General features: G+C 57.9%; 23 protein-coding genes. 14 read left to right on the top strand and 9 right to left on the bottom strand.

Annotated features, from left to right (window positions below; translation table 11 throughout):
* Window positions 1–115 precede the first annotated feature (115 nt).
* Window positions 116–1,357 carry a glutamine synthetase family protein gene (locus tag KGB06_RS12695; protein ID WP_223516261.1) on the top strand — a complete coding sequence of 414 codons (1,242 nt, stop codon included), beginning with the start codon at window positions 116–118 and terminating at the stop codon, window positions 1,355–1,357.
* Between the two features lie 69 nt (window positions 1,358–1,426).
* The gene (locus tag KGB06_RS12700) at window positions 1,427–2,794 is read left to right on the top strand and encodes an MFS transporter (RefSeq protein ID WP_223516173.1); all 1,368 of its coding nucleotides are present in this window, start codon (window positions 1,427–1,429) and stop codon (window positions 2,792–2,794) included.
* A 65-nt stretch (window positions 2,795–2,859) separates the two neighbouring features.
* Here the strand turns inward: KGB06_RS12700 and KGB06_RS12705 are convergent, their stop codons facing one another.
* The 4 genes from KGB06_RS12705 to flgA form a co-directional block, all read right to left on the bottom strand.
* A complete protein-coding gene (locus tag KGB06_RS12705; protein WP_223516174.1) occupies window positions 2,860–3,606 on the bottom strand; it encodes a flagellar brake protein in 747 nt (248 codons plus the stop codon).
* Window positions 3,607–3,698: 92 nt separating this feature from the next.
* Window positions 3,699–4,166: a flagella synthesis protein FlgN gene (locus tag KGB06_RS12710; RefSeq protein ID WP_223516176.1), complete on the bottom strand. Its 468-nt coding sequence runs from the start codon at window positions 4,164–4,166 to the stop codon at window positions 3,699–3,701.
* Between the two features lie 48 nt (window positions 4,167–4,214).
* Window positions 4,215–4,541, bottom strand: a complete 327-nt coding sequence (gene flgM, locus KGB06_RS12715) for a flagellar biosynthesis anti-sigma factor FlgM (RefSeq protein WP_027923951.1) — start codon at window positions 4,539–4,541, stop codon at window positions 4,215–4,217.
* A 166-nt stretch (window positions 4,542–4,707) separates the two neighbouring features.
* Window positions 4,708–5,469, bottom strand: coding sequence for a flagellar basal body P-ring formation chaperone FlgA (gene flgA / locus KGB06_RS12720; protein WP_223516178.1), 762 nt, complete (start codon window positions 5,467–5,469; stop codon window positions 4,708–4,710).
* Window positions 5,470–5,550: 81 nt separating this feature from the next.
* Here flgA and KGB06_RS12725 point away from each other — a divergent pair, with 81 nt between their 5' ends.
* Both KGB06_RS12725 and cheR read left to right on the top strand, forming a co-directional pair.
* On the top strand, window positions 5,551–6,483 hold the full coding sequence (locus KGB06_RS12725) for a chemotaxis protein CheV (RefSeq protein ID WP_223516180.1): 933 nt from the start codon (window positions 5,551–5,553) through the stop codon (window positions 6,481–6,483).
* A gap of 46 nt (window positions 6,484–6,529) precedes the next feature.
* Window positions 6,530–7,357 carry a protein-glutamate O-methyltransferase CheR gene (cheR, locus tag KGB06_RS12730; RefSeq protein WP_223516182.1) on the top strand — a complete coding sequence of 276 codons (828 nt, stop codon included), beginning with the start codon at window positions 6,530–6,532 and terminating at the stop codon, window positions 7,355–7,357.
* A 228-nt stretch (window positions 7,358–7,585) separates the two neighbouring features.
* Here the strand turns inward: cheR and KGB06_RS12735 are convergent, their stop codons facing one another.
* Window positions 7,586–7,858 carry a hypothetical protein gene (locus KGB06_RS12735; protein ID WP_223516184.1) on the bottom strand — a complete coding sequence of 91 codons (273 nt, stop codon included), beginning with the start codon at window positions 7,856–7,858 and terminating at the stop codon, window positions 7,586–7,588.
* Window positions 7,855–9,567, bottom strand: a complete 1,713-nt coding sequence (locus KGB06_RS12740) for an S-type pyocin domain-containing protein (RefSeq protein ID WP_223516186.1) — start codon at window positions 9,565–9,567, stop codon at window positions 7,855–7,857. Before KGB06_RS12740 ends, KGB06_RS12735 begins: the two co-directional genes overlap by 4 nt.
* 508 nt (window positions 9,568–10,075) lie before the next feature.
* Between KGB06_RS12740 and flgB the strand changes: the two genes are divergently transcribed.
* From flgB to flgE, 4 genes are read left to right on the top strand one after another with little or no spacing between them, the layout of a single operon-like run.
* Window positions 10,076–10,483 carry a flagellar basal body rod protein FlgB gene (gene flgB, locus KGB06_RS12745; RefSeq protein ID WP_223516188.1) on the top strand — a complete coding sequence of 136 codons (408 nt, stop codon included), beginning with the start codon at window positions 10,076–10,078 and terminating at the stop codon, window positions 10,481–10,483.
* A gap of 3 nt (window positions 10,484–10,486) precedes the next feature.
* Complete coding sequence (gene flgC, locus KGB06_RS12750; protein ID WP_123432836.1) at window positions 10,487–10,930, top strand: flagellar basal body rod protein FlgC; 444 nt, start codon at window positions 10,487–10,489, stop codon at window positions 10,928–10,930.
* A 15-nt stretch (window positions 10,931–10,945) separates the two neighbouring features.
* Window positions 10,946–11,671 (top strand): flagellar hook assembly protein FlgD, encoded by a 726-nt coding sequence (gene flgD / locus KGB06_RS12755; protein WP_223516190.1) that lies wholly within the window; start codon window positions 10,946–10,948, stop codon window positions 11,669–11,671.
* A 31-nt stretch (window positions 11,672–11,702) separates the two neighbouring features.
* Window positions 11,703–13,031, top strand: a complete 1,329-nt coding sequence (gene flgE, locus KGB06_RS12760) for a flagellar hook protein FlgE (RefSeq protein WP_223516192.1) — start codon at window positions 11,703–11,705, stop codon at window positions 13,029–13,031.
* 258 nt (window positions 13,032–13,289) lie between these two features.
* On the opposite strand, the gene KGB06_RS12765 is transcribed toward flgE, so the two are convergent.
* Window positions 13,290–14,195 carry a DMT family transporter gene (locus tag KGB06_RS12765; protein ID WP_223516194.1) on the bottom strand — a complete coding sequence of 302 codons (906 nt, stop codon included), beginning with the start codon at window positions 14,193–14,195 and terminating at the stop codon, window positions 13,290–13,292.
* Between the two features lie 158 nt (window positions 14,196–14,353).
* On the opposite strand from KGB06_RS12765, the gene aceK reads away from it, so the two are divergent.
* The 6 genes from aceK (at window position 14,354) to KGB06_RS12795 (ending at window position 23,690) form a co-directional block, all read left to right on the top strand.
* On the top strand, window positions 14,354–16,072 hold the full coding sequence (gene aceK, locus KGB06_RS12770) for a bifunctional isocitrate dehydrogenase kinase/phosphatase (RefSeq protein WP_223516196.1): 1,719 nt from the start codon (window positions 14,354–14,356) through the stop codon (window positions 16,070–16,072).
* Between the two features lie 190 nt (window positions 16,073–16,262).
* On the top strand, window positions 16,263–20,174 hold the full coding sequence (gene hrpA / locus KGB06_RS12775) for an ATP-dependent RNA helicase HrpA (RefSeq protein WP_223516199.1): 3,912 nt from the start codon (window positions 16,263–16,265) through the stop codon (window positions 20,172–20,174).
* 281 nt (window positions 20,175–20,455) lie between these two features.
* Window positions 20,456–21,577, top strand: coding sequence for a beta-ketoacyl-ACP synthase III (locus tag KGB06_RS12780; RefSeq protein ID WP_223516209.1), 1,122 nt, complete (start codon window positions 20,456–20,458; stop codon window positions 21,575–21,577).
* Between the two features lie 21 nt (window positions 21,578–21,598).
* Window positions 21,599–22,213, top strand: a complete 615-nt coding sequence (locus tag KGB06_RS12785) for an RNA polymerase sigma factor (protein WP_223516211.1) — start codon at window positions 21,599–21,601, stop codon at window positions 22,211–22,213.
* On the top strand, window positions 22,207–22,443 hold the full coding sequence (locus tag KGB06_RS12790; RefSeq protein ID WP_223516213.1) for an anti-sigma factor family protein: 237 nt from the start codon (window positions 22,207–22,209) through the stop codon (window positions 22,441–22,443). Before KGB06_RS12785 ends, KGB06_RS12790 begins: the two co-directional genes overlap by 7 nt.
* 122 nt (window positions 22,444–22,565) lie before the next feature.
* On the top strand, window positions 22,566–23,690 hold the full coding sequence (locus KGB06_RS12795) for a GNAT family N-acetyltransferase (protein ID WP_223516215.1): 1,125 nt from the start codon (window positions 22,566–22,568) through the stop codon (window positions 23,688–23,690).
* Window positions 23,691–23,705: 15 nt separating this feature from the next.
* Here KGB06_RS12795 and aqpZ read toward each other — a convergent pair whose 3' ends face one another.
* A complete protein-coding gene (gene aqpZ / locus KGB06_RS12800) occupies window positions 23,706–24,404 on the bottom strand; it encodes an aquaporin Z (RefSeq protein WP_223516217.1) in 699 nt (232 codons plus the stop codon).
* Between the two features lie 285 nt (window positions 24,405–24,689).
* Entirely contained in the window at window positions 24,690–26,522 is a 1,833-nt protein-coding gene (locus KGB06_RS12805; RefSeq protein WP_223516226.1) for an ABC transporter ATP-binding protein, read from the bottom strand.
* Between the last annotated feature and the right edge of the window lie 65 nt (window positions 26,523–26,587).

Consider the following 26,587-nt stretch of genomic DNA (forward strand, 5'->3'; position numbering starts at 1 on the left):
GAAGGATTGCGTCATGACTACCGATGGACATCGTTCACTCGCCCAGCGATTGGCGGGCATTGATGAGATTGAATGTGTCACGCCGGACTTGAATGGCGTGCCTCGGGGCAAAGTCATGACGGCCAAGGGCTTCCTTGAAGGACGTCGGTTGCAGTTGGCGCGGGGTGTGCTGCTGCAATGCATCATGGGTGGCTATCCACCTGTACGTTTTTACGGCAGCGATGATGGCGACCTGGCGTTGGTGCCTGACCCTGCGCACATCTATCGCTTGCCCTGGAGCCAGCAGCCTCGGGCGTTGGCCATTTGCGATGCGGATGAATTGAGCGGTGAAAGCTCGAGTCTGTCGACCCGCGGCCAACTCAAGTCAGTGATCGCGCGCTACGCAGCTCGCGGTCTGGCGCCGGTGGTGGCGACCGAGCTGGAGTTCTTCGTGTTCGCGCCCAATCCCGACCCGACTCAACCGTTCCAGCCGCCACTGGGCCTGGACGGTCGTCGTGAGGTCGGTCAGTCGGCGTTCAGTGTCAGCTCCAATAACGGCTTGCGGCCGTTCTTCAGGGAAGTCTACGCATCCATGGCGGCGCTGGGCTTGCCGCGCGATACCTTTATGCACGAAATGGGTGTGAGCCAGTTCGAGATCAACCTGCTGCACGGCGATCCGCTGCTGATGGCCGACCAGACGTTTCTGTTCAAGCACCTGCTCAAGGAAGTCGCGCTCAAGCATGGCTTGAACGTGGTGTGCATGGCCAAGCCGCTGGCGCACACGCCGGGTAGTTCGATGCATATTCACCAAAGCATTGTCGACATCGCCACCGGGCGTAACGTGTTCAGCGACGAGGCCGGTCAGCCGACTGCCATCTTCCGTCACTTCATCGGCGGTCTGCAGGCCAGCATGGCCGACTTCACGGCGCTGTTCGCACCGAACGTGAACTCTTATCAGCGCTTGTGCCATCCGTATGCGTCACCGAACAATGCCTGCTGGTCCCACGACAATCGTGCCGCAGGGTTGCGCATTCCGGCCAGTTCACCGGTCGCTCGTCGGGTCGAGAACCGTTTGCCGGGGGCCGACGCCAATCCGTACCTGGCCATCGCGGCCTGCCTTGCCGCCGGGTTGTACGGCATTGAAAACCAGCTGGAGCCCAGCGAGGCGGTCCAGGGTGAGTTTGAAGTGCCAGATAATCTTTCGTTGCCGTGTACCTTGCATGCGGCTCTTGAGCGTCTGAAACGTAGCCAATTGGCGAAGGAACTGTTTGGCAATGAGTTCATCGAAGGCTACATCGCTTCGAAGTCCATGGAGCTGACCAGCTACTTTGATGAAATTACCCCCTGGGAACGGCGTGTTTTAGCAACCCAGGCCTGACGCTTCGTCGTCTTCAGTCTATTGTTTCGGTAGTCTGATCCCCACTGCAAGGAGCCGCTCGGAACGCCGATGCGCCAAATCTGGAAATCCTTTCGAGCGCTGTATTTCGCCTCGCTGATGATGTTGATCGGCTCGGGCCTGTTAAGCACTTACCTGGCCTTGCGCCTGGCAGCCGATCACGTCGACAGCTTGTGGGTCGGTGCGTTGATGGCGGCCAACTACTTCGGCCTGGTGCTGGGCGGCAAGATCGGTCACCGACTGATTGCCAGGGTCGGGCATATTCGTGCGTATGCCGCGTGCGCCGGGATCGTCGGCGCGGCGGTATTGGGCCATGGGTTGACTGACTGGCTGCCGGCCTGGCTGTTCCTGCGGGTGATTGTCGGCCTGGGCATGATGTGCCAGTACATGGTCATCGAGAGTTGGCTCAACGAACAAGCCGATGCCCACATGCGCGGCAAGGTATTTAGCGGCTACATGATCGCGTCTTATCTGGGGTTGGTACTGGGTCAGCTGATACTGGTCATGCACCCCGGCCTGGGCCTGGAACTGCTGATGCTGGTCGCCTTGTGCTTCGCCCTGTGCTTGGTGCCGGTGGCACTCACTCGACGAATTCACCCGGCGGCGTTGCACCCGGCCCCAATGGAGCCGCGATTCTTCATCAAGCGCGTGCCGCAGTCATTGAGTACGGTGTTGGGGGCAGGGTTGATCGTAGGGTCGTTCTACGGTCTGGCGCCGTTGTATGCGTCCCAGCAGGGGTTGTCCAACGAACAGGTCGGCCTGTTCATGGGTAGCTGCATTTTTGCCGGTCTTTTGGTGCAGTGGCCGTTAGGGTGGCTGTCTGACCGCTATGACCGGGCGCTGTTGATTCGCTGTTTTGCCTTCAGCCTGGCTTTGGCCGCGTTGCCGCTGGCGATCTTGCAGACCGTGCCGATTGAGGTGTTGTTCATCTCCGGGTTCCTGTGTTCGCTGGTGCAGTTCTGCCTGTATCCGTTGGCGGTAGCATTCTCCAATGACCACGTCGAAGGAGATCGCCGGGTCTCGCTGACGGCGATGCTGCTGGTGACTTACGGTGTCGGCGCCAGCATCGGGCCACTGGTCGCCGGGGTGCTGATGAAGCTGTTCGGCAGCCACATGCTCTATGCATTTTTCAGTTTCTTCGCGCTGGTGCTGGTGTGGCGGATCCGCCCGAAAGCGGTCACCAATCTGCATCAGGTCGACGATGCGCCGTTGCATCACGTGGCCATGCCGGACAGCATGTCGAGTTCGCCGCTGGTGGCGTGTCTTGACCCGCGTGTCGATGAGCAGGTCGTGCAGGAGCAGATGCACAGCCCGCCCCATCCGGAGTCGGATTCAGAGCCGGAACCGGAAGCAGATCCGACGCCACGGGAAGACCCGGACTCAGGACGCGAACAAAGTTTTACTGAAGCCAGACCCTGACTTTTGATGCATAAAAAACGGGCAGTCACCGCAAGGGACTGCCCGTTTTTTGTTGACGCGTCGTATCAGAAGTCGTCTTTGTCGAAGCGCCGTGCTTCACGCTGAAGCTGGTACACGAACCGCTCGACCTGACGCTGCACCATCCCGCTCATGTTGTGAAAGCGGATACCGGCAAAGGTGGTGGAGATCTTTTCTTCGAAGTGCAGGTAACGCAATTCCGCTGGTGTGGTCATGCTGCCGAAGGGCAGGGCGGCAACGAAGCGGTCGTAGACCTGACCCAATTGCAGTTTGCCAGTGATGTCACCGTCAAAGCGCAGCTTGCAGCCGGTGGCGGAAATATCCAGCAGCTTGCCGCTGATCGGCGATTTGAGCTTTTCACCGCCCAGTTCGACCTCGACCAGTTGCGCCAGCTTCAATGCCGCCCGGAAGGCGTTGCGGCGCTGGTGGTAAACCACTTGGTCGGGGAGTTTGCCGCGATAGCAGCGCGTGTTGTCGGATTCGTCAATGCTCAGTGGACCGTTGCTTTCCCAGGCGATGCGCACGCCCTCATGGAAGCCTTCGACCCGAAACGATTCGCCCGCCAGCAGATAGCGTTCGCCATCGCGGGGCACCATTTCGTCCAGGGCGATCATGTCGGCGTCACGATCGACATCTACCAGATAGCTCTGGAAACGCTGGTTGCGTTCATGGAACGTAATAATCAGCGGGTCATGACTCTCTTGTAGTTGCCGAAGGTTGCCAGCGATCTCCATTGGTGTGGAAAGCACCTTGGGTGGCTGTGGAGCATCTTCCGCGTTTAAGGCATTGGACACGGTTCATCATTCTCCGGACAAAATATGTTTGCGCATTGCCAGTATATTGCCAGCATGTGGCGCGCCTAGATAGAGCGAACTCATCGACAGGTTCAAGCCTGGCTGAGCGGGCGTGGCTTTGCTAACTTGGAGGTTGATCCGCGGGCATCGTAAAGCGCAGGTGGTTCGCCGCCGGTGAGGATTTTCAGCTGATTGGCCGTGGCGGCCTGCTGAATCAGGATCGACTGGCCATTATTGACATTGATTGTCTGGCACTGAGTCAGCAGGGCTGTCAGCGCGTCACTCTGCTCCAGCAGCTGCTCACCGACACTTGATTGGCTGGCGAGTTGCTCCAGGCCCTGGCGATTGGTGGGCAGGTTGAGGCTGGCGAGGATTTCGCTGCGTTTGCGGCCATGCTGTTCGAGCAGAATGATCATTGCTTGTTTGCGCGCCAGAATGTCTTCGAGCAGTGGCATGTCGCGACCATGCAAGGCCAGGGACTCGGTTTGCAGCAATTCCAGCAAGTGTTGCGCTGGAGCAAAGTCGTCGATGATCAGTTGCAGTAAATTAGTGTCGTGCATGGCTGGCCTTGGGTTTTAAGCGTCCAAAAGCCTGGCGCAGGCCGTGGCCTAGCGCTGGGCTTCGAAGTTGAGCAGTTTGCTGGCTACACGGTTGCTGTCGACTTTATAGCTGCCATCGGCAATCGCTGCTTTCAACTCGGCCACGCGGGCGTTATCGACGGCAGGCTGATCGCGCAGCTTGTCAGTGACCTTCTGCAACTGCTGAGCCTCATTGCTGAGGTGTACCGATTCCCCGCTTTTGGCGGTACTGGCCTGTTCGGCCGGGGTATTCAGCGGCGCGGATTTGCCGGCTTCGGCAGTGTCCTTGTTGGCGCTGGTACGCGTACTGCCGGTAAGTGACGAGGAACTGTTCAAACGGCTGAAATCGATGACCATGATAAAAAACCTCTGGGAATTTGGACGCTTGCCATGTTTTCGGCTCTCCCTGCAAAAACTTTAGGCCCATTTATCAATGAGCGTGCATGCGCCGGCGCATTTCCTGCGTGCGGCACAGTTTAGGGAACAGCCACGGTCAGCGCCATGTTTTCACCCACAGAGATCTCTACATGGCCACTTCCACCTGGCCCGGCGCGATGACCTGCGCCTTGATGACCCGTTGGGAGTTGAGGTTTTTCACCCGAATCTGTTCACGCAAGCCTCCATTCGACAGGGCTTCGCCCGGCATGCGCACGCTGAGCGTACCACTGCGGGCGGTAATCACCACCTGGTCGCCCTTGGTGATGACTTCGGCCTGTTCGAGATGAACCTGCGTCAGGACCTGATCGGTGACCGTTGGTCGGGTCAGTTTCTGTCCGATCGCCTGATCCGTGGAGGTGAAGTAACCCTGGCTGATCAGGCTGATGTCTCGTTCGCGCAGCACCACGTCACCCTGCTCGATAAAGCCGGCTCGCTTGAGCGGCCGAGTGGTGGTGACGACGTCGCGAAACAGGCGGACTTGAGCGGGTACGAAGACAGTCCAGGGGGTGGTGCTGTCGCAACGGACCTTGACCGTGACCCGGCCAATCGGGGTCGCCGGGCTCTCTAAAGTGGCTGTCAATTCCTTGTCGCACAATGGCATGCGCAGACGCGGATCGAGCTGATTGACCTGAATCTCATAGCGACCTTCGGTTTGGCTGGTCGCCAAATAGTCTTCGACTGTGAACTCAAGAAAGCCCTGAGTGACGCCGATAAGCATGTCAGGCAAGGTAACTGCGTCAGCAAGGGCAGGGCTGCCAGCGTTGAACAGGCAGACGGCCGATATCGCACAAAGCCATTGGCGAGCGATTGATGTCAGGCGTCGAAAAAATGTCGGTTCTGTGTTCATAAGCGTTAAAAAGCAAGCGCCGTGCCGTTTTGTGATGACAGCGCGTCGCAACACACTCAAGCGTTGTGTAGGAGTCGGTGCATGGCTGGTGTAATGGATGCGGTAAACCAGCGCACGCAACTGGTAGGGCAGAATCGCCTTGAGCTGTTGTTGTTCCGTCTCGACGGCCAGCAGCTTTATGGGATCAACGTGTTCAAGGTTCGGGAAGTGCTGCAATGCCCCAAACTCACGCTGATGCCCAAATCCAGTCCTGTCGTGTGCGGTGTCGCAAGTATCCGGGGGGCGACCATTCCGATTCTTGATCTGGCGATGGCGACCGGCTCCGGCGCGTTGAAAGATCAAAGCAGTCCGTTCGTGATCATCACGGAGTACAACACCAAGACCCAGGGTTTCCTGGTGCGCTCGGTGGAGCGCATCGTCAACATGAACTGGGAGGAGATTCATCCGCCACCCAAGGGCACGGGGCGCGATCATTACCTGACGGCTGTGACACGGGTCGACAACCAGCTGGTCGAAATCATCGACGTCGAAAAAGTGCTGGCGGAAGTAGCGCCGACACCGGAAGCGATTTCGGTCGGTGTGGTCGATGTCGAAACCCAGCACAAGGCCTTGTCCTTGAAGGTCTTGACGGTCGATGACTCGTCGGTGGCGCGCAAACAGGTGTCTCGTTGCCTGCAAACCGTCGGCGTTGAAGTGGTGGCGTTGAACGACGGCAAGCAAGCACTGGATTACCTGCGCAAGCTGGTCGACGAAGGGAAAAAGCCGGAAGAAGAGTTCCTGATGATGATTTCCGACATCGAGATGCCGGAGATGGACGGGTACACGCTGACGGCCGAGATCCGCAACGACCCTCGCATGCAAAAGCTTCATATCATCCTGCATACTTCGTTGTCGGGGGTTTTCAATCAGGCGATGGTCAAGAAAGTCGGTGCCGATGACTTCCTTGCCAAGTTCCGTCCTGATGACCTGGCATCCCGGGTAGTCGACCGGATCAGAGCAGCAGACATCAGCTAGGGGCCTTCTGCCCCCGGTGGTTCACACGATTTAAGAGGCGGCATCTTTGTCTACGGGTAATTTGGATTTCGAACAGTTCCGGGTCTTCCTGGAAAAAGCCTGTGGCATTTTGCTCGGTGAAAACAAGCAGTACCTGGTCTCGAGCCGTCTCAACAAACTGATGGAACAGCAGGGCATCAAATCGCTGGGTGAGCTGGTCCAGCGTATTCAGACCCAGCCACGCAGCGGTTTGCGCGAGATGGTGGTGGATGCCATGACCACCAACGAAACGTTGTGGTTTCGTGACACCTATCCCTTCGAAGTGTTGAAGAACAAGGTGTTGCCGGAAGCGATCAAAGCCGCACCCGGTCAGCGCTTGCGGATCTGGTCGGCGGCCTGTTCGTCGGGTCAGGAGCCCTACTCGCTGTCGATGTCCATCGATGAGTTCGAACGCGTCAACCTGGGCCAATTGAAGATGGGCGCGCAGATTGTGGCCACCGATCTGTCCGGCACCATGCTGGCCAACTGCAAGACCGGCGAGTACGACAGCCTGGCGATTGGCCGTGGTCTGTCGCCCGAGCGCCTTCAGCGTTACTTCGACCCGAAAGGGCCAGGGCGCTGGGCGATCAAGGCGCCGATCAAGAGCCGGGTGGAGTTTCGCTCGTTCAACTTGCTGGACAGCTACGCAGCTCTGGGCAAATTCGACATCGTGTTCTGCCGCAACGTGCTGATCTACTTCTCCGCCGAGGTGAAGAAAGACATCCTGTTGCGCATTCACAGCACGCTCAAGCCAGGTGGCTATTTGTTCCTCGGCGCTTCCGAAGCGCTGAACGGTTTGCCGGATCATTACCAGATGGTCCAGTGCAGCCCGGGGATCATTTACCAGGCGAAGTGATTGTTCACCGGCAATACAAAAAAACGGGAGTCCTCAGGGGCTAATGCCGATCAGTTAAGCCCTTTCGCTTGACCTTTGGCCGCAAGAAATCAAAATCCGATGCCTGTATCGGCATCGGATTTTTTTCATGTGCAGTTCAAGCCCGTCATCAGATCAGGGGTCCGGACATCCTTGAACAATAGATATTGCTTGTCGCCCTCCCATGAAGATGACAGGCGCTTGGCAATATCAATCAAAAGTATATTTCCCCTCTACCATGAATATCGGTTCTCTCCAGTTAGGGCCCCTCCTAATCCCGGTTCCATCCATTTTTACAAATCCAGCGTCACGCATTTTCCAAACAAGATGCAATAATCCCATGTTGTCTCCCACATGCGCCCAACTAGCCCGATTATAAAGCCCGTCAAGCCGAGGAAGATCGATACCTAGTTCATTTTTGGTAAGAAATAGAATTACCTCTTCAGGTTTCTCGTTGAGCACGATGGTTGTTATGACACTCATTGCTTTGCCCCTCCCAACTGTTTGTATTCTCTCTCTGTCTGCTTGTTATCTGCTTCTATAGCTTCAGGCGTGTAGAGCAACTCAAACTCACCCTTTAGTTTGTAGTCTTCTAGTGTTGCGGCGTGAGTATTATTCCAAATGACACCGCCATCATTCGGCTTTACACCATCCGCCACACCTAATGCTCTGAAACGTTCAAGCTCTCTCAGCTCATGAGTATAGAAACGTTTGTCGATAGCCGTAGTTATCAATTCACCTCGCAGATTTTTTTCCAATCGGTCAACCATGATGGCATTGGCGTCCGAAGGGTCGAAGCGGCCCGTATGCAATTTGACAAGGTCAATACCCGCTTTCGTCACGGTAGCATTGGTCCAATCCAAATCCAGAATTGGGCCTCCAGCTTTGGCAGGATTGAAAAATCGACCGCTGTACTTCCCTCTCGTGGTAGCCCCTTCATAAGGACTATTGAAAACAATGTAAATCGGCGGCAAGCCGCTGTTGACCGGAAAGCAGTAAATACAATCCCTGAAGTCGGGTAACTCGAACGCAGGCAATGGTTCGGGCCGCACGAGTAGTGGCAACAGTTCAACGCCACTGTAATGCGGTACTTCCACTGGTCTAGCAGGTGAAGTTGTCGAACTGCTTTCCCAGTGGATAATTGGAAAACCGAGGGTGATGGGCGGTGTGTCGGCGGAGGTGAAACTGTAGCTGTTAGTCTTCTGGTCGAACTCCAGCGCCCGAACTGGCACCGCTGATGAAATGCTCCCTCCCGCCGGTGTTGCAACGAGGGTGTATTGGCCAAGGTCACCATAAATCCGGTAGGGAAGATCGATGGTTCCTTCGGTAGCGGCGATTTCATTCAGGTTAGACGGTGCATCTGGCAAGACTGTACTGCCAGATAGTTTGAGAGCCGTTTGAGGATAACGCTCGCCGTTACCCAGAGCGGGTGAATAGAGCAAAGCCCCGATCCCAATCGCCGTCGCTCGACTGAGAAGTACGTCCCCCAGCCCTGTCAACAACAAAATGCTTTTACGGATGGCTGCCTCGAAGGTCCAACCGTCCGCGTTTTGGAGAGTAGCGGCACCCGCCACAGTGACCACCTGCGCGGATTGACTAAGGGTTAAATTGAAACTGTAGGCAGTTTCACCTCTAGCCAAGGCAGAATGGATCGCAGCATCTATAGCTGGAGAAGCGTCCTCTAAAATGGAAACAGCCTCGACAAGGATTCGTTTAATGTAGGCGGCTGTCAGAGATTTCAGAAAGTTTTCGTAATAGGCTCGGCGCTCCTCCTCGTGTTCTACTGTATCCAAATAAGCCGCGAATAACTCGGCACTTTCCATACTGTCCAATGACAATGCATCTATGCCAAAAAAACTATCTGCTTCATACCAGCTGCTACTCATTCTAATTTGTTGCAGGAGCTTGACAATAATGGCTTTCTTTTTTAAGGCGTCCTCCAGTTTATTGAATGGGTGGGTATCAGTAGACGAGCCTATGCGCCCCTCTATTTCATTTCGCACGCCCGACGTGCCATTCGAAAAAACACTTCCTATCTGATCTTGCACCGAATGTGCTATGGCTACCAACTGTGCATATGCGTCGCGCTCTTGGTTGATGGTTTCAATTTTGTGAGCCACAGTAATCGTCGGAATAGCTCCATTCCAATTCAGAGCGCTGTCAAAATTTGATATATCGATAGATTTTTGCATGCGGCATTCCTTGCCATGATTTGAATTCCAATTAGCAGAAGCGCCTAGTTATGCCGCAACAAGGGCGCCACATCAACAGTAGAATATTTACTGTTGATGTCGTGATTGAAGATTGGGTAATTACAATGTGAGCGATACCTGTAGTAAAACTTCTTACATTAAATAATCCGATTTCAGGCAGAATTTTTGATGCATTCTGTAGAGAAAATATCGGATTAAAACTTAGCTGATAGGACTATTGCCTATCAGTTAAGCCCCGAAACAACAGGTAGCGGCTGGCGAAGGCTGTATTTGGCTGCGTAGCAGTCATCGCCAGCTCCTACAACGACCGGCGCACGATTCGAGAAAGCGGCAGAAAAGCGGCAGATGGCGGAGACCGGTTGCCGCTTTTCTGGCATTGCCGCCTTGCCACTCCCCGCAAAGCCCCGGTTTATGGGCTTTTTTTATTTGGCACGCCGCTTGCTATGTCTCTGTTACGAAAAATCAGGTCACCCGAAGGTTTCCCGACATGAGCATCAGCTTCGATAAAGCGCTCGGTATCCACGAACAAGCCCTGGGCTTCCGCGCTCAGCGTGCCGAAGTCCTGGCCAACAACATCGCCAACGCCGACACCCCGAACTACAAGGCTCGGGATCTGGACTTCTCGAAAGTGCTCGCCGCACAAAACGAGAAAACCAAGAGCGGTACTTTTGCCTTGAACATGACCAACAGCCGTCACATCGAAGCTGAAGGCCTGGGCAATGGCGACGAGTCGCTGCTGTATCGCACGCCGATGCAACCGTCGATCGACCAGAACACCGTGGACGCCCAGCTGGAACAGTCGAACTACGCGGAAAACGCCGTCGGCTTCCAGGCCAGCTTCACCCTGCTCAACAGCAAATTCAAAGGGCTGGTATCAGCCCTGCGCGGAGAGTAAGTCATGTCCCTATCCAGTGTTTTCAACATTGCCGGTAGCGGCATGAGTGCTCAAACCACTCGCTTGAATACCGTGGCCTCGAACATCGCCAACGCCGAAACCGTTTCGTCGAGCATCGACCAGACCTATCGCGCCCGTCACCCGGTGTTCGCCACCATGTTCCAGGGCGGCCAGAACGGCGGTAGCGATTCGCTGTTCCAGAGCCAGGACGCTGCCGGTCAAGGCGTGCAAGTACTGGGCGTGGTCGAAGACCAGAGCAACCTTGAAGCGCGCTACGAGCCGAACCATCCGGCTGCTGATGCCAAGGGCTACGTCTACTACCCGAACGTCAACGTCGTCGAAGAAATGGCCGACATGATTTCCGCGAGCCGTTCGTTCCAGACCAACGCCGAAATGATGAACACCGCCAAAACCATGATGCAGAAGGTCCTGACTCTCGGTCAGTGATAAGGGGCGACTCTGATGAGTGTTATCGATACGACCAGTGGCTTGAGCCTCAATGATGTTTTGGCCAATTCTTCGGTCAAGACCAACAATACCAGCAGTGATGGTCTGGCTTCAGCGACCCAAAGTGCCGCTGGTAAAAAAGAGTTGGGCAAAGACGCGTTCCTGCAATTGCTGGTGACCCAGCTGAAAAACCAGAACCCGCTTGAACCGCAGGACAACGGCGCGTTCGTCGCTCAGTTGGCGCAGTTCAGCAGTCTGGAAGGCATCACCACGCTGAACGATACGGTCAGCGGCATTGCCGGCAATTACAACTCCTCGCAAGCGTTGCAAGCCTCTTCGCTGGTAGGCCGCTCGGTTATCGCCCAGACCGACACCGCAGTGGTTGATACCTCCAAGAGTTTCAACGGTACGGCAGTCGTGCCGGCATCGACGGACCCGGTGACGGTCAAGATCACCGATGCCGATGGCAAAGTCGTTCGCACCATCGACCTGGGCAGCCAGCCAGCCGGCAACGCCAGTTTTATCTGGGACGGCAAGAACGATGCGGGCGAAGTGGCCGCGGCTGGAACGTACAAGTTCGCCGCCACCGCGACTTACGACAGCCAGGCGACCTCGCTGGTGACTTACCTGCCGGCAACCGTTAACAGCGTGACCATCAGCCAGACCGGCGGTGAGTTGATGCTGAACCTGGCCGGCCTGGGCAGTATTGCCCTGTCCAAAGTACAAACCATCGGTATATAGAGCCGGCTAACACGGCACAAAGGAGTGGAGTATGTCTTTCAATATCGGCCTTAGCGGTCTCTATGCCGCCAACAAACAACTGGACGTAACCGGCAACAACATCGCCAACGTCGCGACCACCGGTTTCAAATCCTCCCGTGCAGAATTCGAAGACGTGTACTCGGCCACCCGCCTGGGCACTGGCAGCAAGACCATCGGCAACGGCGTGCGCCTGGCCAACGTTTCCCAGCAGTTCAGCCAGGGCGACGTGAGCAACACCGGCAACGTGTTGGACATGGGTATCCAGGGCAACGGTTTCTTCATCCTCAGCGACAACGGTTCGATGAGCTACACCCGTGCCGGCACGTTCAAGACTGACGCCGAAAATTACGTGGTCGATAACAACGGCAACCGTTTGCAGGGTTATGGCGTAGACGCCAACGGCAAGATCATCAACGGCGTGCTGACCGACTTGAAAATCGATACGTCGAATCTGACACCGCATGCGACCACTCGTGTCGATCAGACGATGAACCTGAACTCCTCGGACGCACTTCCAACCGTGACGCCGTTCAACGTCAAAGACACCAACAGCTACAACAAAACCATTTCGACCCCGGTGTACGACACGCAGGGTAACAAGCACTCGATGGACCAGTACTACGTAAAAAATCCGGGGGCCAACTCCTGGACTGTTTACACCTACATGGACGGCCGCAGCCCAAGCGACCCGACGCAAAACCCACCGGAGCCGATGATAGCGGACATCACCTTCAATCCGGATGGCAGCATCAATACGCTGACGACCCCTCCACCTCCAGCCACGGGATGGACGCTGACCGGTACCACGCTGACCATGACAGGCTGGAAGCCGGGCGTGGTGGTTGACGCCAACGCCAACCCGCCAACCTGGGCCCTGAACGGCTCGGACGCCGCTGCTGGCGGTGTTGCGTTCGACATGGGTAAAACCACTTCGTACGCTTCACCGACCGCACGTACTGCGCAGTACCAGGACGGCTATGCCACTGGCCAGATTTCCAGTCTGACCATCGACGAAAGCGGTGTCATGACCGCCAATTTCAGCAACGGGCAAACCAAGGCCGTCGGCCAGGTAGCCGTGGCCAGCTTCGCCAACGAACAAGGCTTGCAGCCAATTGGTGGTACCCGCTGGAAAGAAACCTACTCTTCGGGCGTGGCCGGCGTCGATGCACCGAAAACCGGTACGCTGGGTTCAATCGTGTCCAACTCGCTGGAAGAGTCCAACGTCAATCTGACCAACGAACTGGTTGATTTGATCAAGGCGCAGAGCAACTACCAGGCGAACGCCAAGACTATCTCCACCGAAAGCACCATCATGCAGACCATCATTCAAATGGCTTGATGCCTGATAGCGCTACTTGAAGAACCCCTCGTAAGAGGGGTTTTTTTATGGGCGGGATTTGTCTCGGGTCCTGACATCCTGGTTGTCTGTATTGGCCTTATCGCGAGCCGGCTCTCAGCTTTGTAGTTGTTCGAGCTGACGCCATCGCGGGCAAGCCTTGCTCCTACAAGATTGGTGCCGTGTCCAACAAACGCGGCAGACATAAACTCTGTAGGAGCAAGGCTTGCCCGCGATGGCGTCATCGTCAGCACCACAAAACTACCTGGCAGCCACCTCAGCGACTTTCACCGAAGGCTTCAACACCAACCACAACGCCGCTGCAATCAATACCCCGCCATAGATATGCGCCATGGACAACGGCTCATCCAGCAACAATGCTCCCCACAACACCCCGAACGGCGGGATCAGGAAGGTCGTGGTCATCGACTTCACCGGCCCGACCGAGCTGAGCAAACGGAAGTAAATGATGTACGCAAGCGCGGTACACACCAGCCCCAACCCAAGCAACGACAACCAGACATTCCAGCCACCCCAGCTCGCTGGAGGATGGCTGATCACGCTGTACCCGAACAGCGGCAACAGAAACAGCGTCGCCCCCAGCATGCTGCCTACCGCAGACAAACGGCTGTCGAGTCCGCCGGCCTGATCCAGCCAGCGGCGGGCGAGGAAACCGGCAAAGCCATAACAGGTGGTGGCGAGCAGGCAGGCGAGGGCGCCCATCAGCAATTGCATGTCGAACGCGACCGGGCCCGCGCGAGTCAGCACGCCAACACCGAACAATCCGAGGAATACTCCGCCGAGCTTGGCGGCGGTGAGTCGTTCATGAAAGAACAACCCGCCGATCAGCACGCCCATCAGCGGTGTGGTGGCGTTGAAAATGGCCGAGTACCCGGCCGGCAGCACTTGGGCGGCCACGGAATAGAGCGTCGCCGGAATTCCGGAGTTGATCACCCCGAGTAGCATCACGGTCTTGAGTTTGCCTTTGAAATCCCAGCTGATGCGCATCAACCCGAGAATCACCAACAAGCCGGCAGCGGCAATCGACACGCGGAAAAACGCAGTGGGGATTGTGCCAATCACTGGGGCGATGATGCGCATGAACAGAAAGCTCGCACCCCAAATGGCCGCCAGTGACAGTAAACGGACGATATCGACGGGGTTCACGGTGCTCTCCTTCCTTGATGGGGACGAGAGTGTTGCTGAGCGCCAGATCGATGGCAACCGAAAAACGGGCAAATAATCCGAGCGAAAAATTACGCTTCTCCTGCACCCGGTTCACTGGCTAAGCTCAGGGCTCACGAATTCCCGCAGAGGTCTCACCCATGCCGCAGCAATGGCCAGCCGCCGATATCGCCCGAATGATCCTCGATGGCTTTGACGATTACCGCGAGCATTTCCGTCAGATCACCGACGGCGCACGGGCCCGTTTCGAGCAGGCCAAATGGCAGGAGACGCAAGTCGCGTCAGCTGCGCGGATCAATCTCTATGAAGAAAAAGTCAGCGAAACGGTGGAACGGCTGCGCATCGCGTTTGACGCCGACACGCTGGATGTCAGCTGCTGGCCGCTGGTCAAAAGCGCGTACATCACATTGATCGACCTGCGCTTCGACGATGAACTCTCCGAGACCTGGTACAACTCGATTTTCTGCGGTTTGTTCAGCCATGACCTGATCAGCGACGGCTGCATGTTCATCCACACCACCCGCCCGAGCCTGCGTCGGGCCCGCGCTGCACAAACCCGCACCTACAAACCTCAGGGTCAATTGTCCGGCATGCTGGCGAGCATATTTGCCGACTACCGCTTCAGCGAGGATTACGCCGACCTGGCCGGTGACTTGAGCCGCCTCGAAGCGCAACTGCGCGAGAACCTGCCGGACTGGGTGTGCAAAGACCCGGAGTTGAGCGTCGAACTGTTTTCCTCGGTGCTTTATCGCAATAAAGGGGCGTATCTGGTTGGGCGCATTTACACCCACGACGAACAGTGGCCGTTGGTGATTCCGCTGCTGCACCGCGAAGGTCGCGGGATTCAGATCGATGCGCTGATTACCGATGAAGCGGACGTGTCGATTATCTTCTCGTTCACCCGTTCGTACTTCATGGTCGACGTGCCGGTACCGGCGGAGTTCATTGGTTTCCTCAAGCGTATTCTGCCGGGCAAGCACATCGCCGAGCTGTACACCTCGATCGGTTTCTACAAACACGGCAAGTCCGAGTTCTACCGGGCGTTGATCAATCACCTGGCCAACACCGACGACCAGTTCATCATGGCCCCCGGTGTGCGCGGCATGGTCATGAGCGTGTTTACCCTGCCGGGTTTCAACACCGTGTTCAAAATCATCAAGGACCGTTTCTCGCCGTCGAAAAACGTCGACCGCGCCACAGTGATCGAGAAATACCGCTTGGTAAAAAGCGTCGACCGCGTCGGGCGCATGGCCGACACCCAGGAGTTCGCCGATTTCCGTTTCCCGTTGAGCAAATTCGACCCGGCGTGCCTGGAGGAATTGCTCGAAGTCGCCGCGTCCACGGTGTCGGTGGAAGGTGACACCGTGCTGATCCGCCACTGCTGGACCGAACGGCGGATGACGCCGTTGAACCTGTACCTGGAAAACGCCAACGAGGCGCAGGTGCACGAGGCGCTGGAAGATTACGGCCTGGCGATCAAGCAACTGGCGGCGGCGAACATCTTTCCCGGCGACATGTTGCTGAAAAACTTCGGCGTCACCCGCCACGGTCGCGTGGTGTTTTATGACTATGACGAGATTTGCTTCCTGACCGAGGCCAACTTCCGGCACATCCCGCAGCCGCGCACGCCGGAAGACGAGATGGCGTCGGAGCCCTGGTATTCGATCGGGCCGCTGGATGTGTTTCCTGAAGAGTTTCCGCCGTTTCTGTTTGCCGATTCGGGGCAGCGGCGGCTGTTTGATCAGTTGCATGGTGAGTTGTACAACGCCGATTACTGGAAAAGCCTGCAGGAGGCGATTCGCACCGGCAAAGTGATCGACGTGTTCCCGTATCGGCGCAAGGGCCTCGATAACGAATAACCTCGTTTGGGCGACCACAAACCTGTAGGAGCCCGGCTTGCCGGCGATGGCGTCCGTAAGATCGCTATCGCCGGCAAGCCGGGCTCCTACAGGGAACAGTGGCCATTCGAAAAATCGCCGCGCTCATTTGTACCGCCAAATCTGCGACAATCGCCCCCCTGCGCCACTAGACGACTGAATTGCGTACCCGATGACCGACGAATCGCCCTCCATCGACAAACTGCTGAAAAACCTCGATCACGCCATGCTTGCCGACCGCCACCGGCTGCGGCGGCAGTTGCTTGAGCTGCGCAAGAAACCTGACGAGGCCAAGCTGGCCCTGTGGGTGACGCGGATGCAGGCATCCTGTGATCAGGTGTTGGCGCGGCGGGCCAGCCTGCCGGTGATTCGGTACGACGACAGTTTGCCGATTGCCGCCAAGCGCGACGAAATCAAAGAAGCGCTGCTCAAGCATCAGGTGCTGATCATCGCCGGCGAAACCGGCTCGGGTAAAACCACCCAGTTGCCGAAGATCTGCCTGGAAATCGGTCGCGGCCAGCATGGCCTGATCGGCCACACCCAGCCCCGTCGAATCGCCGCCCGCAGCGTGGCCAGCCGCGTGGCCGAAGAACTGGCGACGCCACTGGGCGCGCTGGTCGGTTATCAGGTGCGATTCGAGGATCAGAGCGATTCCAACACCCTGATCAAACTGATGACCGACGGCATCCTGCTGGCGGAAACCCAGAACGACCGCTACCTCGAACGCTATGACACGATCATCGTCGACGAAGCCCACGAACGCAGCCTGAACATCGACTTCCTGCTCGGTTACCTGAAAACCCTGCTGCCGCGTCGCCCTGACCTGAAAGTCATCATCACCTCGGCAACCATCGACCTGGAGCGCTTCTCCAAACATTTCGATGACGCGCCGATTGTCGAAGTCTCCGGCCGCACCTTCCCGGTAGTAACCTGGTATCGCCCGCTGACCCTGGAGCAGGACGAAGAGGGCAACCGCGTCGAGGATGACTTGACCGTGGACCAGGCAATCCTCGCCACCCTGGACGAAATAGCCGCATTCGAACGCAGCGAGCGCAAGAGCCCCGGTGATGTGCTGGTGTTCCTGCCCGGCGAGCGCGAGATTCGTGACGCGGCCGACATGCTGCGCAAGGCCCAGCTCAAGCACACTGAAATCCTGCCGTTGTACGCGCGCCTGTCGCCGGCCGAGCAGCAGCGGATTTTCCAGTCGCACCCAGGCCGCCGCGTCGTCCTGGCGACCAACGTCGCGGAAACCTCGCTGACGGTGCCGGGCATTCGTTACGTGATCGACAGCGGTACCGCGCGCATCAGCCGTTACAGCTACCGCGCCAAGGTCCAGCGCCTGCCCATCGAAGCGATTTCCCAGGCCAGCGCCAACCAGCGTAAAGGTCGCTGTGGTCGGGTCGAGCCCGGTATCTGCATTCGCCTTTACGGTGAAGACGATTTCATTGGCCGTCCGGAATTTACCGACCCGGAAATCCTGCGCACCAACCTTGCCGCCGTGATCTTGCAGATGCTGCATCTGCGCCTCGGCGAGATCACCGATTTCCCGTTTATCGAACCGCCGGACGGTAAGGCGATCAGTGACGGTTTCAACCTGCTGCAAGAACTCTCGGCGGTGGACCGCAACAGCCAGCTGACCCCGCTGGGACGCAATCTGGCGCGTTTGCCGGTGGACCCGCGCATGGGCCGCATGCTGCTGGAAGCGGCGAAACTCGGCAGCTTGCAGGAAGTGCTGATCGTCGCCAGCGCCATGTCGATTCAAGACCCGCGCGAGCGTCCGCCGGAGCGTCAGCAAGCGGCGGATCAGGCCCACGCACAATGGAAAGACGTGGACTCGGACTTCGCCGGGTTGGTCAATCTGTGGCGCGGTTTTGAAGAACAACGCCAGGCACTGACGGCGAGCCCGTTGCGTAATTGGTGCCGCAAGAACTTCCTGAATTACCTGCGTCTGCGCGAATGGCGCGACTCGCACCGCCAGTTGAGCCTGATCTGCCGCGACATGCAGCTGAGCATCAACAAAGAGCCGGCGGACTACCCGAAACTGCACAAAGCCGTGCTCTCGGGCCTGCTCAGTCAGATCGGTCAGAAAACCGATGAAGGCGATTACCTGGGGGCCCGTCAGCGGCGTTTCTGGATTCACCCGTCATCCGGGCTGGGTAAAAAACGCCCGCAATGGCTGATGACTGCTGAGCTGGTGGAAACCACCAAACTCTATGCGCGCATGGTCGCCAAGATCGACGCCGACTGGATCGAGCCGCTGGCCGGGCACCTGATCAAGAAAAACCACTTCGAACCGCATTGGGAGAAGAAGCGCGGTCAGGTCGTGGCCTTCGAGCAGATCACCTTGTTCGGGCTGATCGTGGTCGGCCGCCGGCCGGTGCATTACGGGCCGATTGACCCGGTGGTGTCCCGTGAGTTTTTCATTCGTGAAGGCCTGGTGCGTGGCGAAATTCAATCCAGGGCCAAATGCCTGACGGCCAACGCGCAACTGCTGGAACAACTTGACGAACTGGAAGCCAAGGCCCGCCGTCGCGACATTCTGGCCGACGAAGAAACCCTGTTCGCCTTTTACGATGCGCGATTGCCGGCGGAGATCCACCAGACCGCGACCTTCGACAGCTGGTATCGGGTCAACAGCCAGAAAGACCCACAGCTGCTGATCATGCGCGAAGAAGACGTGCTGGCCCGCGAGGCCAGCGAAGTCACCGCCATGCATTACCCGGACACCTTGCACATCGGCGATCTGGAACTGGCGCTGAGTTATCACTTCGAACCCAATCATCCACGCGACGGTGTGACCTTACGCGTACCGGCACCGTTGCTGCCGATGCTGCCACCGGAACGTCTGGAGTGGCTGGTACCGGGTGTGATCGAAGCCAAATGCATCGCGCTGGTGCGCAACCTGCCCAAGGCACTGCGCAAGAATTTTGTGCCGGTGCCGGACTTCGTCAAAGCGGCGCTGCAGCGCATGACGTTCGCCGAAGGTTCGTTGCCTCAGGCGCTGGGCCGCGAATTGCTGCGCATGACCGGCGCGCGGGTCAGCGATGAAGCGTGGGCCGAGGCGTCGCAGCAGGTCGACAGCCATTTGCGCATGAACCTGGAAATCGTCGACGGCCAGGGCAAGTTCCTTGGCGAAGGGCGTGATCTGGCCGAACTGACCGCGCGTTTTGCTGAAGCGAGTCAGGCGGCGTTGGCTGTACCGCAATCCGCGAAAAGCCAGCAGCCGGTAGAAGCGAAAGTCTTTGCCGCGGTTGCCGAGAAAACCCAGCAGAAGATCGCCGGGCTGTCGATGACGGTCTACCCGGCGCTGGTGGAAGAAGGTGGCACGGTCAAGGAAGGGCGTTTCTCGACGCCGGCTGAAGCCGAGTTCCAGCATCGCCGCGCCTTGCAACGTTTGCTGATGCAGCAACTGGCGGAACCGGCGAAATTCCTGCGCGGCAAATTGCCGGGGCTCACGGAACTGGGCCTGATGTACCGCGATATGGGGCGTATCGACAGTCTGGTGGAAGACATTCTGCTGGCCAGTCTCGACAGCTGCATTCTCGAGGGTGAAGAACCGTTGCCGCGCGATGGCGCCGGGTTGGCGGCGTTGGCCGAGCGCAAGCGCGGTGGCTGGACTGACCACGCCGAGCGTCTGGCGAAGCTGACGCTGGAAATCCTCAAGCTCTGGCATGGTCTGCAAAAACGCTTCAAGGGCAAGATCGACCTGGCGCAAGCCGTGGCCCTGAACGACATCAAGCAGCAGCTCAGTCATTTGGTGTATCCCGGTTTTGTCCGTGAAACGCCGATGCTGTGGCTCAAGGAGTTGCCGCGTTACCTGAAAGCGGTCGAGCAGCGCTTTGAAAAAATCGCTGCTCAAGTGCAGAGGGATCGGGTGTGGAGCGGCGAATTGTCCGGCCTCTGGACCCAATACCAGGCCCGCGCCAGTAAACACGCCCAGGAAGGCAAGCGTGATCCGCAGCTGGAACTCTATCGCTGGTGGCTGGAGGAATACCGGGTTTCGCTGTTTGCCCAGCAATTGGGGACCAAGGTGCCGATCTCCGACAAGCGCCTGAACAAACAGTGGACCCAGGTCGAACTGTAGGAGCCGAGCTTGCTCGCGATGGCGGCATCAAAGACGCCATCGCCGGCAAGCCGTGCTCCTACAGTTGGGGGAGGTACTTCATCTCGCAAAAGGCGCCAAAACCCAATGTTTATGGCAAACTTCGCGCCTATAAACGCCGGTTCCGCGGTTTTGAGCCCTTCAAGGTTCGGGGGATCGGAATAAAGCGATGCCTGGTTGGCTTCCCATGACGGGAACAGACCCCTTGTGTGTTGGTACGTCGGTGCCAATGCTTTCTGCCTGAACAGATTAGAGAAACAACCATGCATAACGTCGTCATCAGCGGCACTGGCCTGTACACCCCGGCCAATAGCATCTCCAACGAAGAGCTGGTGCAGTCTTTCAACGCCTACGTTGCTCAATTCAACGCCGACAACGCCGAGGCCATCGCCCGTGGCGAAGTCGAAGCGTTGATCGAATCCAACGCGGCGTTTATCGAGAAAGCCTCCGGTATCAAAAGCCGCTTTGTCATGGACAAGGACGGCATTCTCGACCCGCAACGCATGGCGCCACGCCTGCCGGAACGTTCGAACGACGAATGGTCGGTACTCTGCCAAATGGCTATCGGCGCCGCCGAACAAGCCTTGCAGCGCGCCGGCAAGACCGCCGCGGACATCGACGGCGTGATCGTCGCCTGCTCCAACCTGCAACGCGCCTACCCGGCCATCGCCATCGAAGTCCAGGAAGCGCTGGGCATCCAGGGTTTCGGTTTCGACATGAACGTTGCCTGCTCCTCGGCAACCTTCGGCATTCAAGCGGCCACCAACAGCGTGCAACTGGGCCAGGCCCGGGCCATCCTGATGGTCAACCCGGAAGTCTGCACCGGTCACCTGAACTTCCGCGACCGCGACAGCCACTTCATCTTCGGCGACGCTGCCACGGCCGTGATCATCGAACGTGCTGACCTGGCGACGTCCAAGTACCAGTTCGACATCGTCAGCACCAAGCTGCTGACCAAGTTCTCCAACAACATCCGCAACAACTTCGGCTTCCTCAACCGCACGGCGGAAGAGGGCATCGGTGCCAAGGACAAACTGTTCGTGCAGGAAGGCCGCAAGGTGTTCCGCGACGTATGCCCTATGGTTGCCGAACTGATCGCGACGCATCTGGAAGAGAACGCGCTGAACATCAGCGACGTGAAGCGCTTCTGGCTGCACCAGGCCAACCTCAGCATGAACCACCTGATCGTCAAGAAACTGCTGGGTCGCGAGGCCACCGAAGAAGAAGCACCGGTGATTCTCGACACCTACGCCAACACCAGCTCCGCAGGTTCGGTGATTGCGTTTCACAAGAATCAGGATGATCTGGCCGCCGGTTCGCTGGCCGTGCTCAGTTCGTTTGGCGCCGGTTATTCGATTGGTAGCGTGATTCTGCGCAAGCGTTGAGCTCACGGATGAGAGGTATACATGGCTGTCGCTGACGACACCCGATTGCTCGACCGTCTGTTGGCGGGCGAGCAGAAGGCTTATAAGGAATTGGTCAGCACTTACCAGAGTGCGATGCGTGCGGTGGCCTATGCGATTGTCGGCAACCGGCATGCCGACGAAGTGGTGCAGGACGCCTGGTTGTCGGTCGTGCGCAATCTCAAAGGATTCGAGGGGCGTTCGAGTCTCAAGACCTGGTTGCTGACCATTACCGCCAACTCGGCCAAAGGTCGCTACAAGCAAAACCGCCGCGAGGTTTTGCTTGATGACCTTCCGTCGCCCCACGGCACCATCGATGACGATCGTTTCTCGCCGGGCGATGGTCATTGGCTGGTGGCGCCGTTTGCCTGGCACCAGGACACCCCGGAAGCGCTGCTGACCGAAAACGAGCTGCGTGAATGCCTGGAACACACATTGCTCAGTCTGTCGGAACTGCAAAGCAGCGTGTTGTTATTGCGCGAGCGTCAGGGGGTGGAGCTGGAAGAAATCTGTAATCTTCTGGAAATCTCGCTCTCCAATGTTCGCGTGCTGCTGCACAGGGCGCGGTTGAAAGTGTTTGCGACGGTGGAGCATTTTGAGGAGACCGGGGAATGTTGACCTGCAAGGAACAAGTGGCACGCTCCAGTGATTATCTTGACGGTCAGTTGAGTTTTCGTGAGCGGCTGATGGTGCGTCATCACCTGATGTTCTGCCCTAATTGCCGGCGCTTCATTCGTCAGATGCGGCTGATGCAGGCGACATTACGCGCCATGCCCGAAGAAACGATGCCGAACGCCGATGCGCTGGCCGAACGTCTCGCTGCCGAACGTCGCAAGGACATTCCGTAGCAGAGGGGGCATGCGGGGGCAAGAAACAGGCTCGCGTGGATGTATCGAGCGGATGATGGGATCAATCCATCCACACCACGAATGCGCTGACGGTCCGGGTCAAAGAAGTGGAGAGGAAGTTGATGCCGCTGCAACGTTTGGAAAAACTTTCGGCAATAGCACCGCATACCTGGGATGCGCTCGTACCTGAGCGTCAGCCATTTCTGCGCCATGCCTTTCTCAGTGCCCTTGAAGACAGCGGCAGTGTCGGTCCGCATTCCGGCTGGCAACCCGAGCATCTGTTGCACGTCGAGGGTGATCGACTGATCGCCGCACTGCCCAGTTACCGCAAGTGGCATTCCTATGGCGAGTACGTGTTCGATCATGCCTGGGCGGATGCCTGTGCGCGGGCCGGCATCGACTATTACCCCAAATTATTGACCGCCGTGCCCTTCAGTCCCGTCAGCGGCCCGCGCTTGCTGGCGTCCAGCGTCGAGGACGGTTTCGAGCTACTCAAAAGCCTGCCGGGCTACCTTGAGATCGAGGAGCTTTCCAGCGCGCACATCAACTTCACCGACCCGTTCACCGACGCGGCACTGGCCGAACAGCCCGGCTGGTTGCAGCGAATTGGCTGTCAGTATCACTGGCAGAATCGCGGCTATCGGGACTTTCAGGACTTCCTCGACGTCCTGAGTTCACGTAAACGCAAGCAGATGCGCAAAGAGCGTGAGCAAGTCGCGGGGCAGGGCATTGATTTCGAATGGCTTGAAGGTCGACAGCTGGATCAGGTGCAGTGGGATTTTGTCTACGCGTGCTACGCCAATACCTACGCGGTGCGGCGGCAAAGGCCTTATTTGACGCGCGAGTTTTTCAGCCTGTTAGCCGAACGCATGCCGGAATCGATTCGTGTGGTGCTGGCCAAACAAGGCTCACGGCCGGTGGCCATGGCCTTCAGTCTGGTGGGGGGCGACAGTTTTTACGGTCGCTACTGGGGCTGTCTGGCGGAGTTTGATCGACTGCACTTTGAAACCTGTTTCTATCAGGGCATGGATTATGCGATTGCCAATGGCTTTCAACGTTTTGACGCCGGTGCCCAAGGCGAGCACAAATTGATTCGCGGGTTTGAACCGGTGATCACGCATTCCTGGCATTACCTGCGTCACGCGGGTCTGAAAGCGGCGGTCAAAGACTTCCTGCAACAAGAGCGCGTTGGGGTGCTGGCGTATGCAGAAGAGGCGAGGACCGCCTTGCCCTACCGGCAAGACTGATCCTCGTCCGAGGCTTTAGGTACCTTCTTTGCCCAGCCAGCGATAGGTTATGCCGCCGATCACCGCGCCCAGCAGCGGTGCGACCCAGAACATCCACAGCTGTTGAATGGCCCAGCCACCGACAATCAGTGCCGGGCCGGTGCTGCGCGCCGGGTTGACCGAGGTATTGGTGACCGGGATCGAGATCAGGTGGATCAGGGTCAGCCCCAGGCCGATGGCGATGGGCGCAAGTCCTGCCGGGGCGCGCTTGTCGGTGGCGCCGAGGATGATCAGGATGAACATCGCCGTCATCACCAGTTCACAGACAAACCCTGCCACCATGGAATAGCCGCCGGGGGAGTGTTCGCCATAGCCGTTGGATGCCAGGCCACCGGCCAGGTCGAAACCGGGTTTGCCGCTGGCAATGAAGTACAGCAAAGCCGCTGCAATCACCCCGCCAATCACCTGAGCAATGATGTAAGCCGGCAGCTCCTTGGCCGGGAACCGTCCGCCGACCACCAGCCCCAGCGACACTGCCGGGTTGAGGTGGCAACCGGAGATATGGCCGATAGCAAACGCCATGGTCAGCACCGTCAACCCAAACGCCAGGGCCACCCCCAGTAAACCGATTCCTACATCCGGGAAGGCGGCGGCCAGCACCGCACTGCCACACCCCCCCAACACCAGCCAGAACGTACCTACCAACTCTGTCGCTGAACGTTTGAATAGAGACATAGAGCGTGCCCTTTCGAGGTTTTACTGCCTATCGCATCCAGCAGATGGACTGCAGAACCATCACCAGAACCTTGGCTGAGTACAGCAGGGTTTTTTCAGAATTCCAGTGCCATAAAAAACCGCCAGAGCCCGTGGTTGATAGGCTGCGGCGGTTTTTTGCATGAAGACGGTCCCCTGTAGGAGCTGGCTTGCCAGCGAAGGGGCCGGCACATTCAACATCCCTGTTGACTGACCCACCGCTATCGCGAGCAAGCTCGCTCCCACAGGGGATAGGGGGATTGCGAATTAATCGATTCCGACAAAGCCCCCGGTCTGGTGCTGCCACAACCGTGAATACAACCCGCCATGGGCCAGCAGTTCGGCGTGTGTTCCGGTTTCGGCGATCTTGCCGTTTTCCAGCACCACCAAGCGGTCCATCCGGGCAATGGTCGAGAGACGGTGGGCGATGGCGATCACGGTTTTGCCCTGCATCAGGGTTTCCAGACTTTCCTGGATTGCCGCTTCCACTTCCGAATCGAGGGCTGATGTGGCCTCGTCCATGATCAGGATCGGCGCATCCTTGAGCAGCACGCGGGCAATCGCTATCCGCTGACGCTGACCGCCAGACAGTTTCACCCCACGCTCACCCACATGCGCATCAAAACCAGTGCGACCTTCGGCATCCGAGAGCAACGGGATGAACTCGTCGGCGCGAGCCTTGTGCACCGCTTCCCAGAGTTCGGCATCGGTGGCGTCGGGTTTGCCGTACAGCAAATTGTCGCGGATCGAGCGGTGCAGCAGCGACGTGTCCTGAGTGATCATGCCGATACGTTCTCGCAGGCTCTCCTGGCCGACTTCAGCGATGTTCTGGCCGTCGATGAGGATTCGTCCTCCCTCTACGTCATACAGGCGCAACAGCAGGTTGACCAAGGTTGATTTACCGGCGCCGGACGGTCCAATCAAGCCGATCTTTTCACCCGCTTTGATGTTGAGATTGAGGTCGCCGATGATCCCGCTCTTCTTGCCGTAGTGGAAATCCACGTGCTCGAAACGCACCTCGCCACGGGCGACGGCCAATGGTTTGGCCTCGTCTCGATCCATCACGCTGACCGGTTGAGAGATGGTCTGCAAGCCGTCCTGAACCATGCCGATGTTTTCGAAGATGCCGGTCACCACCCACATGATCCAGCCGGACATGTTGACGATGCGAATCACCAGGCCCGTGGCCAGGGCAATTGCACCCACGGTGATCAGCGACTGCGTCCACAGCCACAGGGCCAGGCCAGTGGTGGTGACGATCAGCAAGCCGTTCATGCTGGTGATGACCACGTCCATGCTGGTGACCACACGGCCGGCCAGTTGCGCCTTGACCGTCTGTTCTTCGATGGCTTCCTTGGCGTACTGCTGTTCGAAATTGGTGTGGGCGAACAGTTTCAGCGTGGTGATGTTGGTGTAGCCGTCGACGATCCGCCCCATCAGTTTGGAGCGCGCATCGGAAGACACCACCGAACGCTCTTTGACCCGTGGCACGAAGTAATAGAGCGCACCCATGTAGGCTGCGATCCAGCTCAGCAGCGGGATCATCAGGCGCCAGTCGGCTTCGGCAAACAACACCAGCGAACTGATCGCGTAGATCAGCACGTGCCACAGCGCGTCCACTGCTTGCACCGCCGAATCGCGCAACGAGTTGCCGGTCTGCATGATGCGCTGGGCGATGCGCCCGGCGAAGTCGTTCTGGAAGAAATTGAGGCTCTGTTTGAGCACGTAACTGTGGTTCTGCCAGCGAATCATGCTGGTCATGCTGGGGCTCAGGGTCTGGTGCACCAGCAGGTCATGCAGGCCGACGAACACCGGACGCAGGATCAGCGCCACCACCGCCATCCAGGCCAGTTCGATGCCGTGTTCCTTGAAGAAATTGACGTTGGGCGTGCCCTGGGCGAGGTCGATGATGCGGCTCAGGTAGCTGAACAGCGCCACTTCGATCAGCGCGCCAAACAGGCCGACGATCAGCAGGGCGGCGAAACTCGGCCAGACCTGCTTCAGGTAATAGGTATAGAAAGGGAAAACCCGATCCGGAGGGGCTGCCGTCGGTGCATCGCGGAATACGTCGATCAGTTTTTCAAAACGGCGATAAAGCATCAGTTCTCCGCCCGCGCACGGGCTCTCCTTTGAACAATGTGAGCGGCGCCGGTGGCCGGCAGCCG

This window comes from Pseudomonas sp. GL-B-19 (assembly GCF_019956415.1).
Classification (GTDB): domain Bacteria; phylum Pseudomonadota; class Gammaproteobacteria; order Pseudomonadales; family Pseudomonadaceae; genus Aquipseudomonas.

Coding starts and splice junctions, on each gene's coding strand:
- KGB06_RS12695 (WP_223516261.1), top strand. CDS start 116: ATGACGGCCAAGGGCTTCCTTGAAGGACGTCGGTTGCAGTTGGCGCGG.
- KGB06_RS12700 (WP_223516173.1), top strand. CDS start 1,427: ATGCGCCAAATCTGGAAATCCTTTCGAGCGCTGTATTTCGCCTCGCTG.
- KGB06_RS12710 (WP_223516176.1), bottom strand. CDS start 4,166: ATGCACGACACTAATTTACTGCAACTGATCATCGACGACTTTGCTCCA.
- flgM (WP_027923951.1), bottom strand. CDS start 4,541: ATGGTCATCGATTTCAGCCGTTTGAACAGTTCCTCGTCACTTACCGGC.
- flgA (WP_223516178.1), bottom strand. CDS start 5,469: ATGAACACAGAACCGACATTTTTTCGACGCCTGACATCAATCGCTCGC.
- KGB06_RS12725 (WP_223516180.1), top strand. CDS start 5,551: ATGGCTGGTGTAATGGATGCGGTAAACCAGCGCACGCAACTGGTAGGG.
- KGB06_RS12735 (WP_223516184.1), bottom strand. CDS start 7,858: ATGAGTGTCATAACAACCATCGTGCTCAACGAGAAACCTGAAGAGGTA.
- KGB06_RS12740 (WP_223516186.1), bottom strand. CDS start 9,567: ATGCAAAAATCTATCGATATATCAAATTTTGACAGCGCTCTGAATTGG.
- flgB (WP_223516188.1), top strand. CDS start 10,076: ATGAGCATCAGCTTCGATAAAGCGCTCGGTATCCACGAACAAGCCCTG.
- flgC (WP_123432836.1), top strand. CDS start 10,487: ATGTCCCTATCCAGTGTTTTCAACATTGCCGGTAGCGGCATGAGTGCT.
- flgD (WP_223516190.1), top strand. CDS start 10,946: ATGAGTGTTATCGATACGACCAGTGGCTTGAGCCTCAATGATGTTTTG.
- flgE (WP_223516192.1), top strand. CDS start 11,703: ATGTCTTTCAATATCGGCCTTAGCGGTCTCTATGCCGCCAACAAACAA.
- aceK (WP_223516196.1), top strand. CDS start 14,354: ATGCCGCAGCAATGGCCAGCCGCCGATATCGCCCGAATGATCCTCGAT.
- hrpA (WP_223516199.1), top strand. CDS start 16,263: ATGACCGACGAATCGCCCTCCATCGACAAACTGCTGAAAAACCTCGAT.
- KGB06_RS12780 (WP_223516209.1), top strand. CDS start 20,456: ATGCATAACGTCGTCATCAGCGGCACTGGCCTGTACACCCCGGCCAAT.
- KGB06_RS12785 (WP_223516211.1), top strand. CDS start 21,599: ATGGCTGTCGCTGACGACACCCGATTGCTCGACCGTCTGTTGGCGGGC.
- KGB06_RS12790 (WP_223516213.1), top strand. CDS start 22,207: ATGTTGACCTGCAAGGAACAAGTGGCACGCTCCAGTGATTATCTTGAC.
- KGB06_RS12795 (WP_223516215.1), top strand. CDS start 22,566: ATGCCGCTGCAACGTTTGGAAAAACTTTCGGCAATAGCACCGCATACC.
- aqpZ (WP_223516217.1), bottom strand. CDS start 24,404: ATGTCTCTATTCAAACGTTCAGCGACAGAGTTGGTAGGTACGTTCTGG.
- KGB06_RS12805 (WP_223516226.1), bottom strand. CDS start 26,522: ATGCTTTATCGCCGTTTTGAAAAACTGATCGACGTATTCCGCGATGCA.